This window comes from Streptomyces sp. NPDC004327 (assembly GCF_042873935.1).
GTDB lineage: Bacteria > Actinomycetota > Actinomycetes > Streptomycetales > Streptomycetaceae > Streptomyces.
This window is the reverse complement of the sequence record NZ_JBIAME010000005.1, coordinates 146,520-163,979: the sequence shown is the minus strand read 5'-3', so window position 1 is coordinate 163,979 and position 17,460 is coordinate 146,520. Positions and strand designations below refer to the sequence as shown.

Genomic DNA, 17,460 nt, shown 5'->3' with positions numbered 1-17,460 from the left:
GCGCCCCAAGTGCGCCGCCCCGCAGGGACGTTCAGCCTCCACCGCCCCACCCGTCCCCAGCCCCGCCCGACTTGCTCCCGCTTCGCGCGCAATGCGAAGAATGGCGCGCGCAGACGCCATGACGAGGGGAGCAGGCCGTGGGTGCGGTCACACTGGTGAAGGAAGGCGAGGGTGGGGCACCCGTCCTCGCGTACGGACCGCCCGGCGCGGAGGCGCCGCCCCCTGAGCCGTCCCGCGGCCCGGCCCCCGAGGCGGCTGCCGCCGCTGCCCTCGACCCGCGCCGCGTCCGGCTCGTCTTCTGCGGACTCATGCTCGCGCTGCTCCTCGCCGCGCTGGAGCAGATGATCGTCGCCACCGCCCTGCCGAAGATCGTCGGCGAACTCCAGGGCCTGGACCGGATGTCGTGGGCGATCACCGCCTATCTGCTCACCGCCACCGTCGGCCTGCCCGTCTACGGGAAGCTCGGCGACCTCCTCGGCCGCAAGGGCGTCTTCCTCTTCGCCATCGTCGTCTTCGTCGTCGGCTCCGGCCTGGCCGGCTGGTCGCACACCATGGACCAGCTCATCGCCTTCCGTGCCCTGCAGGGCGCCGGCGCCGGCGGACTGATGATCGGCGTCCAGGCGATCATCGCCGACATCGTGCCCGCCCGGGAACGCGGCCGCTACATGGGCCTCATCGGCGCCGCGTTCGGCCTCGCCTCCGTCGCAGGACCGCTGCTCGGCGGCTTCTTCACCGACCACGTCTCCTGGCGCTGGTGCTTCTACTTCAACGTGCCCTTCGGCCTCGTCACCCTCGCCGTCGTCGCCACCGTCCTCAAGCTGCCCAAGCCCGCCGCCCGGGCCCGCTTCGACGTCCTCGGCGCGCTGCTCCTCGCCGCCGCGTCCACCTGCCTCGTCCTGCTGACCAGCTGGGGCGGCAGCGAGTACGCGTGGGGCTCGCGGGTCATCGTCGGCCTCGGCTGCGGCGCCGCCGTGGCCGCCGTCCTCTTCCTCGTCGTCGAACGCCTCGCCCCCGAACCGCTCATCCCGCTGCGCCTGTTCCGCGACCCCGTCTTCACCGTCACCGGCCTCGTCGGCGCCGTCGTCGGCATCGCCCTCTTCGGCGCCGCCAGCTATCTGCCGACCTTCCTGCAGATGGTCGAGGGCGCCACCGCCACCGAGTCCGGCCTGATGATGCTCCCGCTGATGGGCGGCATCGTCGTCGCGTCCGTCGTCTCCGGGCAGCTCATCAGCCGCACCGGCCGCTACAAGGTCTACCCGGTCGTCGGCGGCGCCGTCTCGACCGCCGGCATGTGGCTGCTCTCCCGCCTGGACACCGACACCCCGCGCCTCACGCAGAGCCTCTGGCAGGCCGTCCTCGGTCTCGGCATCGGCCTCGTCATGCCGGTCCTGGTGCTCGCCGTGCAGAACTCGGTGCGCCCCGGCGACCTCGGCACCGCCACCAGCGCCCACAACTACTTCCGGCAGATCGGCGGCAGCGTCGGCGCCGCCGTCTTCGGCACCCTCTTCGCCGCCCGCCTCGACGACGCGCTCGCCGACCGGCTGCCCCGGGACGGCTCGGCCGCCGCGCTGCCGCCCGCCGACTCGATCACCCCGCAGGTCGTCCACGCGCTGCCGCCCGCGCTGCGCGACGCCTTCGTCCAGGCGTACGCCACCGCGATGCCCCGGATCTTCCTCTACCTCGTGCCGGTCCTCGCGCTCGGCCTCGTCCTCGCCTTCTTCCTCAAGGAGAAACCGCTGGTGTCCCACCACAGCCCCGCCACCGAGGCCCCCGGCGCGCCGGCGCCCGCCGGCGCCGTCCCGCACGCCCGGTACGACGCCGCCGGCACGGGCAGGACCGCCACCGTCCCGATGTCCGCCGGCGTCCCCGTCTGCGGCACCGTCCAGCACCACGACGGCAGCTGCGTGCCGCGCGCCGCGCTCACCCTCATCGACGTGCAGGGCCGTCAGATCGGGCGCGGCGCGAGCGGCGAGGACGGCCGGTACGCGCTGAGCGTTCCCGGCTCCGGCTCGTACGTCCTGATCGCCGCCGCCGGCGGCCACCAGCCGCAGGCGGTCTCCGTCACCGTGGGCGAGCGCCCGGTCGATCTCGACGTCGTCCTCGGCGGCGCTGGCCGGCTCGCCGGCAGCGTCCTGACCGCCGACGGCACCCCGGTCCGGGACGCGGCCGTCACACTCACCGACGTACGCGGTGAAGTCGTCGCCTCCACCCGCAGCGGCCGCGAGGGCGGTTACGTGATGGGCGAGCTGGTCGCCGGCGAGTACACCCTCGCCGCCAGCGCCCCCGCCTTCCGCCCCGCCGCCCTGCCGGTCAGCGTGCAGGCGTCCCGCGAGACCCGCCAGGACATCGAGCTCGCGGGCGGCGCGGTGCTGCGCGGTACGGTACGCGCGGGTGGCGGGCGGCCCGTCGAGGACGCCCGGGTGACCCTGCTCGACGCGGCCGGCAACGTCGTCGACACCCTCACCACCGGCCCCGACGGCACCTTCCGCTTCGTGGACCTGTCCTCCGGCGAGTACACGGTCATCGCCGCCGGATACCCGCCGGTGGCCACCGTCCTCCAGGTCGCGGGCGGCGGCCGCACGGAACGGGACCTCCAGCTCGGCCACGAGGACTAGACACCGTCCGGCGGATCCCACGGACCGATCAGTCCGTGGGATCCGCCTGCCGGTCTAGGAGGCGTCGGTCGCCTTGCGCAGCGCGCTGATGCAGGCGCCGATCGCCTCCTGGAGGGCTTCCAGGCGCTGGACCATGTCGTCCTCGACGACGTCCTCCTCCAGGACCTCGTCGAGGGTCAGCTCCTCGAACACCTTCGTCGCCTTCTGCAGGCTGTTGTAGAACTTCGCCCGGCGCTCCTGGACCCGCAGCGCCGGGTCCTCCTCGACGGCCTTCACGACCAGCGACTTCACCGTGTCGTACGCCTCGCCGGCCCACTCGCCGGCCTCCTCCGAGTCGTCCAGCTCGTCGATCAGCGACAGATGGCGCTCGGCCTCGGCGCGCAGCTCCGGCGGCGCCTCGACGGTCTGGCCCGCGGGCGTCCGGATCTGGCCGCCCTCGGCGATCTGCCGCACGAAGTCGATCCGGTCGGCCGCCTTCGCCTCCTGCGCCACCGCCTTCTTCAGGCCGCCGGTGCGGGCGATGGCCCGGGCCATCTCGGTCTGCAGGGCCGGGTCCTCCTTCATCCGGTCGAGCAGCGCGTTGCGGGCGGCCTCGGCGGTGCCCGGGTCGGCGAGGATCGCGGCGCGCAGCGCGGTCGGGTTCTCCGCCACCTCGAGCGCCTTCGTCGCCTTGATGCCCTCCGCCTCGGCCGCCGCCGTGATCGCGTGGCCGCGCACCGAGGTGGCGCTGGAGCGCGAGGAATAGTACGAGAGCCAGGCGTCGGCCTCGGGCAGCTCGATGTCCTCGCCGGGGACCAGAGCCTCGAACTGCGGGACCAGGCCGTCGTCCGCGGCCATGTCCCACGCCTTGTAGTAGCGCATGACCCGCTCGGGCGAGCAGCCGGCGAGCTCCGCGAACGCCTTCGCCGACACCTTGTCCGAGCCCTCGGCGGGCTGCCCGCCGGGCCGCACGCTGCGCGCCACCTTCAGCGCGAAGGTCCAGCCGCCGGTCCGCGCGTACACACCGAAGTCGCGGGCGTCGCGGGCTACGGCCTCGGCAACGTCCTGAGCTGCGGGTTCGACCCATTCGCCGGCGTCGAGCACGGGGTCGGCGGGCGTTTCGACGGGGGCGAGGGAGGTGGTCACCGAGAGGTCTCCTGCGAGTCGGGGGCACGGCTGCCGGGGCGGAAATCTGCGCCGGTCAGCCTATACGTACGAGATGAAAGGATTCGCCCCAATCCCCTGGCCGTGGCAGAGCGCCCGATGCGTGCCGGACACCCGCCACTGGTCCACGCCTCCGACACTTTTCCACAGGGGTGGTGGGGTCCGCCGCTCGGCGCGTACGGTGCCTGGCATGAAGATCCTGATCAGCGCCGACATGGAAGGCGCCACCGGTGTGACCTGGCCCGCCGACGTGCTGCCCGGGACCCCGCAGTGGGAGCGGTGCCGCTCGATGTTCACCTCGGACGTGAACGCGGCGGTGCTCGGCTTCTTCGACGGCGGCGCGGACGAGGTCCTGATCAACGAGGCGCACTGGTCCATGCGCAACCTCCTTCTCGAACGGCTCGACGAGCGGGCCGAGATGCTGACGGGCCGCCACAAGTCGCTCTCCATGGTCGAGGGCGTCCAGCACGGCGACGTGGACGGCATCGCCTTCGTCGGCTATCACACCGGGGCCGGCGCCGAGGGCGTCCTCGCGCACACCTACCTCGCCAACTCGATCACCGGCGTCTGGCTCAACGGGGAGCGGGCGAGCGAGGGCCTGCTCAACGCGCATGTCGTCGCCGAGTTCGGCGTCCCCGTCGTACTCGTCACCGGTGACGACCTCACCTGCGAGGACGCCCTCGGCTACGCGCCGGAGGCACTCAAGGTCGCGGTCAAGGACCACGTCTCGCGGTACGCGGCGGTCTGCCGCACCCCCGTCCGCACCGCCGCCGACATCCGCGCCGCGGCCAAGCAGGCGGCCGCGCTCGCGGTGCGGCACGAGCCGGTCCACGGCGGGCCGTTCACCGTGGAGCTGGAGTTCGACGCGGAGCACCTGGCCGCCGCCGCGACGGTGGTCCCCGGCGCCGAGCGGAGTGGCGAACGACGGGTCGCCTACACCAGCGAGACGATGTACGAGGCAATTCGCACGTTCAAGGCGGTCACCACGATCGTGTCCGCCGCCGTGGAGGAGCAGTATGGCTGACGAGAGGGACGGCACGGACCAGGGCCCGGACGCGACGGCACTCGACGAGGTCGTCACCTTCACCTCCGAACTGATCCGGATCGACACCACGAACCGGGGCGGCGGCGACTGCCGCGAGCGCCCCGCCGCCGAATACGCGGCCGAACGACTCGCCGGCGCGGGCCTCGAACCCGTGCTCCTGGAGCGCACCCCCGGCCGCACCAACGTCGTCGCCCGCGTCCCCGGCACCGACCCCACGGCCGACGCGCTGCTCGTCCACGGCCATCTGGACGTCGTCCCCGCCGAGGCCGCCGAGTGGACCGTGCACCCGTTCTCCGGCGAGGTGCGCGACGGGGTGGTGTGGGGGCGCGGCGCCGTCGACATGAAGAACATGGACGCGATGGTGCTCGCCGTCGTCCGCTCCTGGGCCCGCCAGGGCATCCGGCCGCGCCGGGACGTCGTCGTCGCCTACACGGCCGACGAGGAGGCCAGCGCCGAGGACGGCTCCGGTTTCCTCGCCGACCAGCACGCGCCGCTCTTCGAGGGCTGCACCGAGGGCATCAGCGAGTCCGGCGCCTTCAGTTTCCACCCGGACCCCCGCACCACGCTCTACCCGATCGCCGCGGGCGAGCGCGGCACCGCGTGGCTCAAGCTCACCGCCCACGGCAGGACCGGCCACGGCTCCAAGGTCAACACCGACAACGCGGTCACCCGGCTCGCCGAGGCCGTCGCCCGCATCGGCAGGCACGAATGGCCCGTCCGGCTCACCCCGACCGTGCGGGCCGCACTCACCGGCCTCGCCGCCGTGTACGGCATCGACGCCGACGTCAACGCCCGCGACTTCGACACCGAACAGCTCCTGGAGAAGCTGGGCCCGGCCGCCGCCCTGCTGCGGCCCGTCATCCGCAACAGCTCCAACCCGACCATGCTGGACGCCGGCTACAAGGTGAACGTGATCCCGGGCCAGGCCGTCGCCTACGTCGACGGGCGGATGCTGCCCGGCTGCGAGGACGAGTTCACCGAGACGATGGACCGGCTCACCGGACCCGACGTGACGTGGGAGTTCCACCACCGCGAGGTGCCCCTCGAAGCGCCGGTCGACTCACCGACCTTCGCCAAGCTGCGCGCCGCCGTCGAGTGCTTCGACCCCGCGGGGCACGTCGTCCCCTTCACCATGTCCGGCGGCACCGACGCCAAGCAGTTCTCCCGCCTCGGCATCACCGGCTACGGCTTCTCGCCGCTGAAGCTGCCCCCCGGTCTCGACTACGGGGCACTGTTCCACGGCGTCGACGAACGCGTCCCCGTCGACGCCCTGCACTTCGGCGTCCGCGTCCTCGACCACTACCTGAGAACCGCCTGACACCCGGACGGCCCGGCACCCGGACCGCCCGGGAACCCGGCCGCACACCGGCAAACGCACCGGCACGACCCACCACCCGGCCCACACCACGAACCGCACCAGGGGGGATTCCTGATGGCAACCACGGCCACCTACGGCAGCTGGCCGTCACCCATCGGCGCCGCGCTTGCCGCAGCGCACGACGGACGGCCCGACTACGTCGGGTTCGTCGGCGACGAGGTGTGGTGGACGGCCCCGCGTCCGACCGAGGACGGCCGGCGCGCTCTGATGCGCCGCCGCCCCGACGGCACCGAGGAATCGGTGCTGCCCGCCCCGTGGAACGTGCGCAGCCGCGTCATCGAGTACGGCGGTCAGCCCTGGGCCGGCACCGTGCGGGACGACGGCTCGCCGCTCGTCGTCTTCTGCCACCACCCCGACCAGAGGCTCTACGCGTACGAGCCGGACGCCCCGGACGGCGCCGCGCCCCGGCCGCTCACCCCGCTCTCGCCGGTCGGCGGCGGACTGCGCTGGGTGGACCCGGTGCTGCGGCCCGAGCGCGGCGAGGTCTGGTGCGTCCTGGAGGAGTTCACCGGGCCCGGACCGACCGACCTGCGCCGGGTGATCGCCGCCGTCCCGCTGGACGGCTCCGCCGCCGAGGACCGCTCCCGGGTGCGCGAACTCTCCGACGGACACCACCGCTTCGTCACCGGCCCCCGGATCTCGCCCGACGGCCGGCAGGCCGCCTGGATCGGCTGGGACCACCCCCGGATGCCCTGGGACGGCACCGAGGTGCTCCTCGCCGACATCACCGCCGACGGCACCTTCGACCGGCCCCGCACCGTCGCCGGCGGCCCCGAGGAGTCCGTGCCCCAGATCGGCTGGACCCCGGACGGACGGCTCCTCCACCTCAGCGACCGTACCGGCTGGTGGAACCTCTACCGCACAGCGACGGAGGGCGCCGAACCCGTCGCGCTCTGCCCGCGCCCCGAGGAGTTCGGCGGACCGCTGTGGACCGTCGGCCTCAGCTGGTTCCAGCCCCTGGACAGCGGACTGATCGCCGTCGTCCACGGCACGGGCGCCAACGCCCTCGGCATACTCGACCCCGAGAGCGGCGAACTCGTCGACGTGGCGGGCCCCTGGACCGCGTGGGCCGCGACCCTCGCCGTCCACGGCACCCGGGTCGTCGGAGTCGCCGCGAGCCCGCGCAGCTCCGCCGAGGTCGTCGAGCTGGACACCTGCACCGGCCGCGCCCGGGTGACCGGCGCCCCGCACAGCGACCCGGTCGACCCCGCCTACTACCCCGAGCCTCAGGTGCGCACCTTCACCGGCCCCGGAGGCCGGGAGATCCACGCCCACGTCTTCCCGCCGCACCACCCCGAACACGCCGGCCCCGACGACGAACTCCCGCCGTTCGTGATCTGGGCCCACGGCGGCCCCACCGGCCACTCCTCGCTCGTGCTCGACCTGGAGATCGCCTACTTCACCTCCCGGGGCATCGGCGTCGCCGAGGTCAACTACGGCGGCTCCACCGGCTACGGCCGGGAGTACCGCGAGCGGCTGCGCGAACAGTGGGGCGTGGTCGACGTCGAGGACTGCGCCGCCGTGGCCCGCGCCCTCGCCGACGAGGGCACCGCCGATCCGGCCCGGCTCGCCGTCCGCGGCGGCAGCGCGGGCGGCTGGACCACCGCCGCCTCCCTCGTCCACAGCGACGTCTACGCCTGCGGCACCATCGCCTACCCGATCCTGGACCCGGCCGGCTGGGCCACCGACGAGACCCATGACTTCGAGTCCCGCTACATGGACTCGCTGATCGGCCCGGTCGCCGAGGTCCCCGAGCGCTACCGCGAGCGCTCCCCGCTGGAGCACATCGACAAGATCACCGCGCCCTTCGTGCTGCTCCAGGGACTGGACGACCCGATCTGCCCGCCCGCGCAGGCCGACCGCTTCCTCGCCAGGATGGCCGGCCGGGGCGTCCCGCACGCCTACCTCGCCTTCGCGGGCGAGTCGCACGGCTTCCGCAAGGCCGACACCCTGATCCGCGCCCTGGAGGCCGAACTCTCCCTCTACGCCCAGACCTTCGGCGTCGACCGGTCCGACGTCCCCCGCCTGGAGCTGAGGAAATGAGCCCCCGGACGCACCGGACGCACCGGACGCCCCGGGCCGCCCTGGCGCCCAAGGCGCCGGAGCCGCTCGTCCGGCCACCCCGGCTTCGCCCCGGCGCCCGCGTGGCCGTCGTCGCACCCAGCGGCCCGATGCCCGACGACCGGCTCCAGGCCGGCCTCGACATCCTGCGCGGCTGGGACCTCGACCCCGTCGTCGCCCCCCACGTCCTCGACCGGCACCCCACCCACGGCTATCTCGCCGGGACCGACGAGGACCGCGCCCGCGACCTCACCGAGGCGTGGTGCGACCCCACCGTCTCCGCCGTGCTGTGCGCCCGCGGCGGTTACGGCGCCCAGCGCATGGTGGACCTGCTCGACTGGACCGCGATACGGGCCGCGGCCCCCAAGGTCCTCGTCGGCTACAGCGACGTCACCGCCCTCCACGAGGCGTTCGCCGTCCGCCTGGGCCTCGCCACCCTGCACGGCCCCATGGTCGCGGCGGCCGCCTTCCTCAAGGACGCCCGCACCCAGGAGTCGCTGCGCGCCACCCTCTTCGAGCCCGAGTCGGTGCGCGTCCTCCGCCCGGAGAGCGCCACCGCCCTCGTGCCGGGCCGCGCCCACGGTGTCACCCTCGGCGGCTGCGTCAGCCTGCTCGCGGCCGACCTCGGCACTCCGCACGCCCGGCCCTCCGCGAGCGGCGGGCTGCTGCTCCTGGAGGACGTGGGGGAGGAGCCGTACCGTCTGGACCGGATCCTCACCCAGCTCCTCCGCTCCGGCTGGCTGGACGGCGTCGCCGGGATCGGGCTCGGTTCCTGGGAGGAGTGCGGCCCGTACGAGGAGGTGCGTGCCGTGCTCGCCGACCGGCTCGGCGGCCTCGGCGTGCCCGTCCTGGAGCGGATGGGCTTCGGGCACCACGAGAGCGCGCCGACCGTGCCGTTCGGGACACCCGGCGTCCTGGACGCGGAGGCGGGGACGCTGACCCTGGACGTGCCGGCGCTGAGCTGAGGCCTTCCCTCGTGCAGGAGCCGGGAGCGCGACGGGGGCCTTCACTGAATCTCCGTCAACAACCTTTGTCCGGCGCGTTGACGGCTCTTTGACACGTGTCACACCATGGGCGCGCCCTTCTGCCTACCGGTAGGTAGGTGTCTCGTGCGCCCTCGGTGTGGAGGTTCCCGTGTCTCGTACCCGTGCTCGTGCCCGCGTCCGTGCCGGTGCCCGTGTCCGTGCTGGTCTCCTTCCGGGATCGCGCAAGGCTCTCGCGCTCACGGCCGGGGCGATGCTGGCCGCGCCGCTCGCCCTCGCCTCGCCCGCCCCCGCGCAGGGCGCCGAGCCCGGCACGTACAGCTACACCGTCACTCCGCTGCGGTTCACCGTCCAGGCGGGCGGCCGCAGTTGTGTGGTCGACGCCGATCTCTACCGGCCCGAGGGTGTCGACGCGGAGCACCGCGCGCCCGCCGTCGTCGCCACCAACGGCTTCGGCGGCAGCAAGAGCGACGGCACCACCGACGCCATCGGCAAGGCCGTCGCCGCCCGCGGTTACGTCGGACTCGTCTACTCCGGCCTCGGCTTCGGCAGGAGCGGCTGTCTCGTCTCCCTCGACGATCCGCGCATCGACGGCCAGGCCGCCGCCCGGCTCGTCGACTTCCTCGCCGGCACCCGCGCCGCCGACGACGGCACCCGCGCCGACTTCGTCACCCAGGACGGTCCGGGCGACCCGCGCGTCGGCATGATCGGCGGCTCCTACGGCGGCGCCATCCAGCTCGCCACCGCCGCCACCGACCCCCGTCTCGACGCGCTCGTCCCCCTCATCACCTGGAACGACCTCGCCTACTCCCTCGCCCCCAACAACGCCGACCGGGCCACCCCCGGCGTCTTCAAATGGCAGTGGGCGAACGGCTTCTACCTGATGGGCGAGGGCCAGCCGCTGCTCGTGCCCTCCCTCGACCCCAGCCGGATCAACTCCCTCGGCTGTCTGCACTTCGTCACCGACGCCTGCGACACCGTCCGGCTGCTCAACTCCGGCAGCTACCCCCGCGCCGCCACCGACCGGATGCTCGCCTTCGCGCGGAGCGTGTCCCCCGTCTCGTACCTCGACAAGGTCAAGGCGCCGACCCTCATCGTCCAGGGCCAGTCCGACAGCCTCTTCAACCTCAACGAGGCCCGGGACACCTACGAGCAGCTCCGCCGCCAGGGTGTCGAGACCCGGATGATCTGGCAGTCCTGGGGGCACAGCGGCGGACAGCGGCCCGGTGAACTGGACCTCGGCCAGGGGAATCTGGAGGCAAGTTACACCGGCCGGCGCGTGCTCGCCTGGTTCGACCGCCATCTGCGCGGCGACCGCGCCGCCGACGCCGGCCCCGCCCTCGCCTACTACCGCGACTGGCAGACCGGATACGGCACCGCGGCCCGCGTCCCCGCGCTCAGCCAGAAGCTCTACCTCTCCGGCGACGGCAAGCTCGTCGACAACCGCGCCAAGGTCGCCCGCGGCTCGCGCGAGTACGCCAACTGGCTCGTGCCGACCAGCCACTCCGAGTCCTCGCTCGCCGGCCTGATCGGACTGCCCGACCCGCAGCCGTACGACATCGCCGGCACCTACCTCGGCTGGCGCAGCGACCCGCTCACCGCCCCCGCCGACCTCGTCGGCTCCCCGCGCGCCACCCTGAAGGTGATCTCACCGCGCACCGAACGCGTCCAGGACTCAGGCGACGCCGCCGACAAGCTGGTCCTCTTCGCCAAGCTCTACGACGTCGCCCCGGACGGCACGAAGACCCTGGTCAACCGCCTCGTGGCGCCGGTCCGCGTGCCCGACGTCACCCGCCCCTTCACCGTCGAGCTCCCCGGCATCGTCCACCGCTACGAGACGGGCCACCGGCTGGAGTTCGTGATCGCCGGCGGCGACACCGCCTACTCCGGCAACCGGGGCATCAAGCCGGTGACCGTCACCAGCGCTCCCGAGGACACGGGCACGCTGGAACTGCCGCTGGTGAACGGCCGGGTGGACTGACGACGGCGGCGTACGGGGAAGGGGGTCCCGTACGCCGCCGTTGCCTGTCCTGGCGCCTGTCCGGGTGGCTGCCGTCGAATGCCGCCGCCCGCCGGTGCACGCCGGTCGGGCGGGCGGGCGGTCAGGTGGGTCGGGCAGGGGGCCGTCAGGCGGTCGGTCAGGCGGTCGGTCAGGCGGTCGCGAGGGCCGCGTAGCCCGGGCGGATCAGCTCGTCGATCAGGCGCCGGCGCTCCGGGAGCGGGAGGAAGGCAGATTCCAGGGCGGCGATCGTGAACTCCTCGAAGACCTCCGGGCCGTAGCCGAACGTGTCGGCCATGTGCTGGAACTCCTCGCTCATGGTGGTGCCGGAGACCAGGCGGTTGTCCGTGTTGAGCGTGATCCGGAAGCCGAGGCGGCGCAGCTCGTCGATCGGGTGCGAGGCGTAGTCCTTGGCCGCGCCCGTCTGGAGGTTGGAGGTCGGGCAGACCTCCAGGGCGATGCGGTTGTCGCGGACGTACGAGGCCAGGTGGCCCAGGGTGCCGTCCTCGGCGATGTCGTCGGTGATCCGCACGCCGTGGCCGATCCGCTCGGTGCCGCAGACCTGCACGGCCTCGTGGATCGACTCGGCGCCGACGGCCTCGCCCGCGTGGATCGTGAAGTGGCAGTTCTCCCGCTTCAGGTGCTGGAAGGCGGGCAGGTGGCGGGCCGGCGGGTTGCCGATCTCGCCGCCGGCGATGTCGAAGCCCGCCACGCCGTTGTCCCGGTGCGCGACCGTGAGCCGCGCGATCTCCAGCGAGCGGTCGGTGTGGCGCATGCCGGTGAGCAGGGCGCGGACGGTGATCCGGCCGTCGGCGCGGCGCTCGCCCTCGCGGAAGCCGCGGTTCACGGCCTCGACGACCTCGTCGAGGGTCAGCCCGGCCTCCAGGTGCTGCTCGGGGGCGTAGCGGATCTCGGCGTAGACGACCCCGTCGGCGGCCAGGTCCTCGGCGCACTCGGCCGCGACGCGCTCGAGCGCCTCGCGGGTCTGCATCACCGCGCAGGTGTGGGCGAAGGTCTCCAGGTAGCGCTCCAGGGAGCCGGAGTCGGCGGCGTCCCGGAACCAGACCGCCAGCTGGGCCGGGTCCTCGGTGGGCAGCGCGGTGTATCCGCAGGCCCGGGCCAGCTCGATGATCGTGGCGGGGCGCAGGCCGCCGTCGAGGTGGTCGTGGAGGACGGCCTTCGGGGCCCGCCGGATCCAGTCGGCGACGGCGGGGGAGGCAGCGGCGGTGAGGTTGTCAGACAAGTGCATGGCCGGGAAGTGTACGCCACCCGGGGAGGGTGGCGATGTGACGGTGGCGACAGCGGGGGGGTGGAGCGGTGTCCGCCGGGCCGCCGGCGGCCCCGGAAGGGCGCGACCCGCTCAGTTCGACTGGAGCAGCGGCAGCGCGGGCGCGCCCGTCGGCAGCATGTGCTTCGCGGCCAGGACCGGCGTGCCGTCGACCCGGACGACCTGCGTGACGAGCACCGCCGGGGTGTCGGCCGAGCGGCCCAGTTGTTCGCCCCTGCGGCGGCCGAGCAGCGTCGCCGTCACGGCGCTGTGGCCCGCGAGCGGCACGCCCCGCGAGGCTCCGGCGAGTACCGAGAGCATGGAGGCGCGCTCCGGCGCGGCCGTCGTGCGCAGGGCCTCGGCGAAGGCCGGATGGGTCTGCTCGAGTACGCCGTCGGCCGCGGCCCACTCATGGCTCAGTGCCGCCGGGCCGGCCTCGCCGACCAGCAGGGACTCCCAGAACCGCAGCTCGGCGGCGGCCGGGGCGAGCAGGTGCTGGGTGGTGAAGTCGGTGGGCTCCTCGACCGTGCGCAGCAGTGCCCGGACGCGCAGCGGCGCGGCCGCCCCGAGCAGCTCCTCCAGGGCCTGTACGTGCTCGAAGCCGCGCCGCGGCGGGTGCGCGTTGACCGTGCGCCCCACCCCGCGCCGCACCGTGAGCAGCCCGTCCTCCTGGAGCAGCAGCAGGGCCTCGCGCAGGGCCGGGCGGCTCACGCCCAGTTCACCCGCGAGCTTCGGCTCGGAGGGGAGGGTGGAGCCCGGTGGGTAGGTGCCCTCGTGGATGGCGTCAGCGATCCGCTCGTAGAGCGCGACGACCGGGCGTCGTTGCTGTCCGCGCTGTCCGCCGGCTGCCACGGATCCTCCTCGGGCTCGTTCCTGCTGGTACCCGCTCGCATCTGCTGGTACCTGCTCGTACCTGCCTCGTACCTGCTCTTGCGGTGGCTGTACCTTCCTCCGGCCTACCGTAGTCGGCTCACGTTGTCTGACAAGTCACTCGTTCGGTCCCCTCCGCAGGCGCCGGGTGGTGGGAAACGGCCCATCCTGGTGGGACTGACGACCGACGGGACGACGGAGGAGAGGGCCGGCCATGAGTCCCAAGGAGACATCGAGCACCGGCGGCGCCGGGGCCGGTGGAGTCTTCACCCCGGCCCGGATCGCGATGGCGGCCGTCGCGATCCTGACGCTCGTCCTGATCTTCGAGAACACCCGGCAGGTGCGGATCAGGCTGCTGATCCCCGAAGTGTCCATGCCGCTCTACCTCGCGCTGCTCGCCACCACGCTGCTCGGCGGGCTCTGCGGGTACTACCTGGCCGCCCGGAGGCGCAAGTGAGGCAAGTGAGGCAAGCGAGGCAAGTGAGACGTGCGACCGTCCTCGGGGCCGGCGCCCTCCTCGCGCTCGCGGCCGTCGCCGTCAGCTCGGCGGAATCGCTCGTGGAGGAGGACGCCCCCGAGGAGCAGGCGACGCCGGACCTCCTCGGCCAGGGCCTGTGGCGCGTCTTCACCGGCCTGGACCCGCGCACCCGCCTCGACGTCCACGACGTGGCCGGCGGCGACCGGCGCGTGCTGTGGCCCCCGAACTGGCGCGTCTGCACCCAGTACCCGGCACCGGGCACGCCACGGCACGCGCGCGGCCGGGTGGTGGTGGGCGTGGTGAAGAAGGGCGAGACGTGCCCGGAGCGGGTGACGTCGGCGCGACGCTGAGCCGGGAGCCGGGAGCCGGGAGCCGGGAGCCGGGAGCCGGGAGCCGGGAGCCGGATGCCCGATGCCCGGAGCCGGGCTCCTGGAGCTCGCAGCCCGCAGCCCGCAGCCCCGAGCCCCAGACGCGGAGCGGCACGGCGGCCGATCTCATCCGGCCGGGCGGCAGCGCCCTCGCGTCGGTAGGCTGGCGGCATGTCCGGTGATCTTGGAGAGTACGTCGCCGTCGGGGCCCGCGTCGGGCTGCGGCCGTTCACGCCTGGGGACGCGGACGAGTTCATCGCGCGGGCGTGGCAGAGCCGCGAGCTGCACGAGCCGTGGCTGTTCCCGCCGCTGACGGCGGAGACGTACGCGGCGTACGCCGCGCAACTCATCGGCAACCCCGAGCGGGTCGGCCTGCTCGTCTGCGACACCGCCGACGGGTCGATCGCGGGATTCATCAACATCAACAACATCGTCCGCGGCGGCTTCCTCTCCGGAGCACTCGGCTACGGCGCCTTCGCGCACGCAGCCGGGCGCGGGCTGCTCACCGAAGGGCTCGGGCTCGTCCTCGCGCATGCCTTCGGGCCGCTCGGACTGCACCGTCTGGAGGCGAACATCCAACCCGGCAACACCGCCTCCCGCGCGCTCGTGCGGCGGGCCGGCTTCCGGCTCGAAGGGTTCTCGCCCGCGATGCTGTTCATCGACGGCGCTTGGAGGGACCACGAGCGCTGGGCGATCACGTCGGACACCGACCCAAAGCGCTGAGCGTCCCACCAGCCCCCGGCCCCCCCGCAACCTCATCGCCCCGCTCCGTCGCCGACTGCGGCCGCGGCTCAGCGCTTGCGGTTGATCTTCATCGTGTCCAGGTCGGTGACCGAGGACCGCAGGCCCTTGAAGCCGTGCCCCAGCTCCTTCAGGGCCGTCTCCACCCGGTCCTCCGCGATCGCGGCCGCCATCTCCTCGCCGTCCGCCGCGTCCGAGACGACGACCAGGCGGTACGAGAAGTGCTTCAGCGCCCGGTCGTAGGTGAGCGAGCCCTCCTCGGTGAACGTCATCGCCGACATGCCGTGCTCGTCGACCTCGGCGAGCAGCCGCGTGCGGCTCTCCTCCGACAGTCCGTCGAACGTGCCCCGGACGATCACCCGGTAGGTGTGCTGCTCGCTCATTCCCCGCGCCTCTCTCGGTAACGGACCAAGCCTAGGTCGGCGCCCGCGCACCGCAACGGAATTTCTCGGTCAAGCCCTCCGGAGGAGGTTGTCCACCCCCTGGCCAGCGGTGGTTCCGGCGTGTTCCATGGTCGACATGACGACCGTACGACGTGCCGTACTCACTCTGCCCGCGGCGCCGTTGGGCCCGGACAACCCGCTGCCCGCCCTCCGTCTGCTCGCGCGGGCCGGAATCCCCGCGGTCGACGCGCGCGACCGGGCCGCACTGCCCTGCGACATGGCCCGGCAGCTCGGACACGCCCCGCTGCGCACCGTGCTCCCCACCCGGGTGCGCGACGGGTACGGGCGCGAGCGCACCCCCACCGAGCTCGACACGATCGTGATCGAGAACGACCGGCTCCGCGTCACCGTGCTGCCGGGCCTCGGCGGCCGGGTCCACTCGCTCCTCCACAAGCCGACCGGCCGGGAACTCCTCTACCGCAACCCGGTGTTGCAGCCCGCCGCGTTCGCGCTCAACGGCGCCTGGTTCTCCGGCGGCATCGAGTGGAACATCGGCGCCCGCGGCCACGGCACCCTCTCCTGCGCGCCGCTGCACGCGGCGGTCGTCACCGCGCCCGACGGCGGCGAGATGCTCAGGCTCTGGGAGTGGGAGCGGCTGCGCGACCTGCCGTTCCAGGTCGACCTGTGGCTGCCGGACGGCGCAGAGCACCTGCGGGTCGCCGTCCGGATCCGCAACCCGCACGAGCGGACCGTGCCCTGCTCCTGGTGGTCCAACACCGCGGTCCCCGAGGCCGGAAGGATCCTCGCCCCGGCCGAGACGGCCTGGCACCACGGCTACGAACGCGCCCTGCGCCGGGTCCCGGTGCCGCGCACGACGGACGGCGCCGACCGTACGTACCCGCTCGACGCCCCGCACGCGGCCGACTACTTCTACGCGCTGCCGGACGGGCAGCGGCGCTGGATCGCCGCGCTCGGCGAGGACGGCGCCGGGCTCGTGCAGACCTCCACGGACGGGCTGCTCGGCCGCAAGCTGTTCGTGTGGGGGACCGGGCCGGGCGGCCGGCGCTGGCAGGAGTGGCTGACCGAGCCCGGCACGCCCGGCTACGCCGAGATCCAGGCCGGGCTCACCCGCACCCAGTTGGAGCACCTGCCGCTCGAGCCGGGGGAGGAGGTCTCCTGGCTGGAGGTGTACGGGCCGCTGAGCGCCGACCCGGCCGCGGTGCACGGCCCCGACTGGGCGGCGGCGCGCGCGGGCGTCGAGCACGCCCTCGCGGAGGCGCTGCCGCGCGCCGGGGTCGACGCGGCGTACGAGGAGTGGCGGGCGGTCGCCGCCGACGCCGAACCGGGACCGCTGCTCGCGACCGGATCGGGCTGGGGCGCGCTCGAAGTCCTCCGCGGCGGGTACGAGTTGCCGGGCACGCCCTTCCCCGACTCGCTCCTCGGCGAGGAACAGCGGCCCTGGGCCTGCCTGTTGCGTACGGGCGCCCTCCCCGACCCCGAGCCGGGCGCCGCGCTCGGGTCGACCCCGGTCGCCGACCCGTGGCGCGACATGCTGGAGACCGCACCCGCCGACCCCGTCACCGAGTACCACCTCGGCGTCGCGCAGTGGGCGGCGGGCGATCTGGCCCAGGCGGTACGGAGCTGGGAGCGCGGCCTGAAGAACGCGGCCGAGCGCTGGCCCCTCCTCTACTGCCTGGCCGTCGCCGACCGCGAGGACGGGCACAGGGAACGGGCCGCCGAGCGGTACGCGGAGGCGCTCGACGAGCAGTACGGCGGTGACCCGGTCGTCACCGCCGCCCTCGCCCGCGAGGTGATCCCGGCCCTGCTCGACGCCTCCCGCACGGCCGACGCCCGCGCCGTCCTGGACCGCCTCCCGGAAGAGCTCCGCGCCCGCGGCGCCTTCCGTTACCTGGAGGCCCGCGTACTCGTCGCCGAGGGAAGGCCGGACGGGGCCCGCGCCGTCTTCGACGCGGGCTTCGAGGTGGCCGACCTGCGGGAGGGCGCGGAGGAACTGGGCGAGCTGTGGTCGCGCGTCACGGACGAACCACTGCCCGCCGCCTACGAGTTCAGGATGCGCCCGGCCGACGGGTGAGACGAGTGATGCTTGGCGGGCGATCGGGAGTGCCGGT

Annotated in this window: 14 protein-coding genes; 10 read left to right on the top strand and 4 right to left on the bottom strand. The window is 73.8% G+C overall.

Features of this window, described 5'->3' with window-relative positions; genetic code table 11:
- Positions 1 to 137: 137 nt before the first annotated feature.
- The gene (locus ACFYU9_RS18465) at positions 138 to 2,615 is read left to right on the top strand and encodes an MFS transporter (protein ID WP_389345394.1); all 2,478 of its coding nucleotides are present in this window, start codon (positions 138 to 140) and stop codon (positions 2,613 to 2,615) included.
- A gap of 54 nt (positions 2,616 to 2,669) precedes the next feature.
- Here ACFYU9_RS18465 and ACFYU9_RS18460 read toward each other — a convergent pair whose 3' ends face one another.
- Positions 2,670 to 3,740: a hypothetical protein gene (locus ACFYU9_RS18460; protein ID WP_389345393.1), complete on the bottom strand. Its 1,071-nt coding sequence runs from the start codon at positions 3,738 to 3,740 to the stop codon at positions 2,670 to 2,672.
- 208 nt (positions 3,741 to 3,948) lie between these two features.
- Here ACFYU9_RS18460 and ACFYU9_RS18455 point away from each other — a divergent pair, with 208 nt between their 5' ends.
- The 5 genes from ACFYU9_RS18455 (at position 3,949) to ACFYU9_RS18435 (ending at position 11,206) form a co-directional block, all read left to right on the top strand.
- A complete protein-coding gene (locus ACFYU9_RS18455) occupies positions 3,949 to 4,782 on the top strand; it encodes a M55 family metallopeptidase (RefSeq protein WP_389345392.1) in 834 nt (277 codons plus the stop codon).
- Complete coding sequence (locus ACFYU9_RS18450; protein WP_389345391.1) at positions 4,775 to 6,121, top strand: M20/M25/M40 family metallo-hydrolase; 1,347 nt, start codon at positions 4,775 to 4,777, stop codon at positions 6,119 to 6,121. Before ACFYU9_RS18455 ends, ACFYU9_RS18450 begins: the two co-directional genes overlap by 8 nt.
- A gap of 114 nt (positions 6,122 to 6,235) precedes the next feature.
- A complete protein-coding gene (locus tag ACFYU9_RS18445; protein WP_389345390.1) occupies positions 6,236 to 8,224 on the top strand; it encodes a prolyl oligopeptidase family serine peptidase in 1,989 nt (662 codons plus the stop codon).
- Positions 8,221 to 9,207 (top strand): LD-carboxypeptidase, encoded by a 987-nt coding sequence (locus ACFYU9_RS18440; RefSeq protein WP_389345389.1) that lies wholly within the window; start codon positions 8,221 to 8,223, stop codon positions 9,205 to 9,207. The genes ACFYU9_RS18445 and ACFYU9_RS18440 overlap by 4 nt, the downstream gene beginning before the upstream one ends.
- Before the next feature lie 271 nt (positions 9,208 to 9,478).
- Positions 9,479 to 11,206, top strand: a complete 1,728-nt coding sequence (locus ACFYU9_RS18435) for a CocE/NonD family hydrolase (protein ID WP_389345388.1) — start codon at positions 9,479 to 9,481, stop codon at positions 11,204 to 11,206.
- 169 nt (positions 11,207 to 11,375) lie between these two features.
- Here the strand turns inward: ACFYU9_RS18435 and ACFYU9_RS18430 are convergent, their stop codons facing one another.
- Positions 11,376 to 12,473 carry an adenosine deaminase gene (locus ACFYU9_RS18430; RefSeq protein ID WP_389345387.1) on the bottom strand — a complete coding sequence of 366 codons (1,098 nt, stop codon included), beginning with the start codon at positions 12,471 to 12,473 and terminating at the stop codon, positions 11,376 to 11,378.
- 111 nt (positions 12,474 to 12,584) lie between these two features.
- Positions 12,585 to 13,343 (bottom strand): GntR family transcriptional regulator, encoded by a 759-nt coding sequence (locus tag ACFYU9_RS18425; protein WP_389207040.1) that lies wholly within the window; start codon positions 13,341 to 13,343, stop codon positions 12,585 to 12,587.
- Between the two features lie 232 nt (positions 13,344 to 13,575).
- Here ACFYU9_RS18425 and ACFYU9_RS18420 point away from each other — a divergent pair, with 232 nt between their 5' ends.
- From ACFYU9_RS18420 to ACFYU9_RS18410, 3 genes are all read left to right on the top strand, one after another.
- A complete protein-coding gene (locus ACFYU9_RS18420; RefSeq protein ID WP_389207038.1) occupies positions 13,576 to 13,818 on the top strand; it encodes a DUF1049 domain-containing protein in 243 nt (80 codons plus the stop codon).
- Between the two features lie 23 nt (positions 13,819 to 13,841).
- Complete coding sequence (locus ACFYU9_RS18415) at positions 13,842 to 14,189, top strand: hypothetical protein (RefSeq protein ID WP_389345386.1); 348 nt, start codon at positions 13,842 to 13,844, stop codon at positions 14,187 to 14,189.
- Between the two features lie 189 nt (positions 14,190 to 14,378).
- Positions 14,379 to 14,930, top strand: coding sequence for a GNAT family N-acetyltransferase (locus tag ACFYU9_RS18410; protein WP_389345385.1), 552 nt, complete (start codon positions 14,379 to 14,381; stop codon positions 14,928 to 14,930).
- Between the two features lie 68 nt (positions 14,931 to 14,998).
- On the opposite strand, the gene ACFYU9_RS18405 is transcribed toward ACFYU9_RS18410, so the two are convergent.
- Entirely contained in the window at positions 14,999 to 15,331 is a 333-nt protein-coding gene (locus ACFYU9_RS18405; protein ID WP_389345384.1) for a DUF6204 family protein, read from the bottom strand.
- Between the two features lie 136 nt (positions 15,332 to 15,467).
- On the opposite strand from ACFYU9_RS18405, the gene ACFYU9_RS18400 reads away from it, so the two are divergent.
- Entirely contained in the window at positions 15,468 to 17,423 is a 1,956-nt protein-coding gene (locus ACFYU9_RS18400; protein WP_389345383.1) for a DUF5107 domain-containing protein, read from the top strand.
- Positions 17,424 to 17,460: the final 37 nt, after the last annotated feature.

Excerpts from the sequence above, each read along its gene's own strand:
- ACFYU9_RS18455 (WP_389345392.1), top strand. The coding sequence starts at position 3,949 with ATGAAGATCCTGATCAGCGCCGACATGGAAGGCGCCACCGGTGTGACC.
- ACFYU9_RS18450 (WP_389345391.1), top strand. The coding sequence starts at position 4,775 with ATGGCTGACGAGAGGGACGGCACGGACCAGGGCCCGGACGCGACGGCA.
- ACFYU9_RS18445 (WP_389345390.1), top strand. The coding sequence starts at position 6,236 with ATGGCAACCACGGCCACCTACGGCAGCTGGCCGTCACCCATCGGCGCC.
- ACFYU9_RS18440 (WP_389345389.1), top strand. The coding sequence starts at position 8,221 with ATGAGCCCCCGGACGCACCGGACGCACCGGACGCCCCGGGCCGCCCTG.
- ACFYU9_RS18435 (WP_389345388.1), top strand. The coding sequence starts at position 9,479 with ATGCTGGCCGCGCCGCTCGCCCTCGCCTCGCCCGCCCCCGCGCAGGGC.
- ACFYU9_RS18430 (WP_389345387.1), bottom strand. The coding sequence starts at position 12,473 with ATGCACTTGTCTGACAACCTCACCGCCGCTGCCTCCCCCGCCGTCGCC.
- ACFYU9_RS18420 (WP_389207038.1), top strand. The coding sequence starts at position 13,576 with ATGAGTCCCAAGGAGACATCGAGCACCGGCGGCGCCGGGGCCGGTGGA.
- ACFYU9_RS18410 (WP_389345385.1), top strand. The coding sequence starts at position 14,379 with ATGTCCGGTGATCTTGGAGAGTACGTCGCCGTCGGGGCCCGCGTCGGG.
- ACFYU9_RS18405 (WP_389345384.1), bottom strand. The coding sequence starts at position 15,331 with ATGAGCGAGCAGCACACCTACCGGGTGATCGTCCGGGGCACGTTCGAC.
- ACFYU9_RS18400 (WP_389345383.1), top strand. The coding sequence starts at position 15,468 with ATGACGACCGTACGACGTGCCGTACTCACTCTGCCCGCGGCGCCGTTG.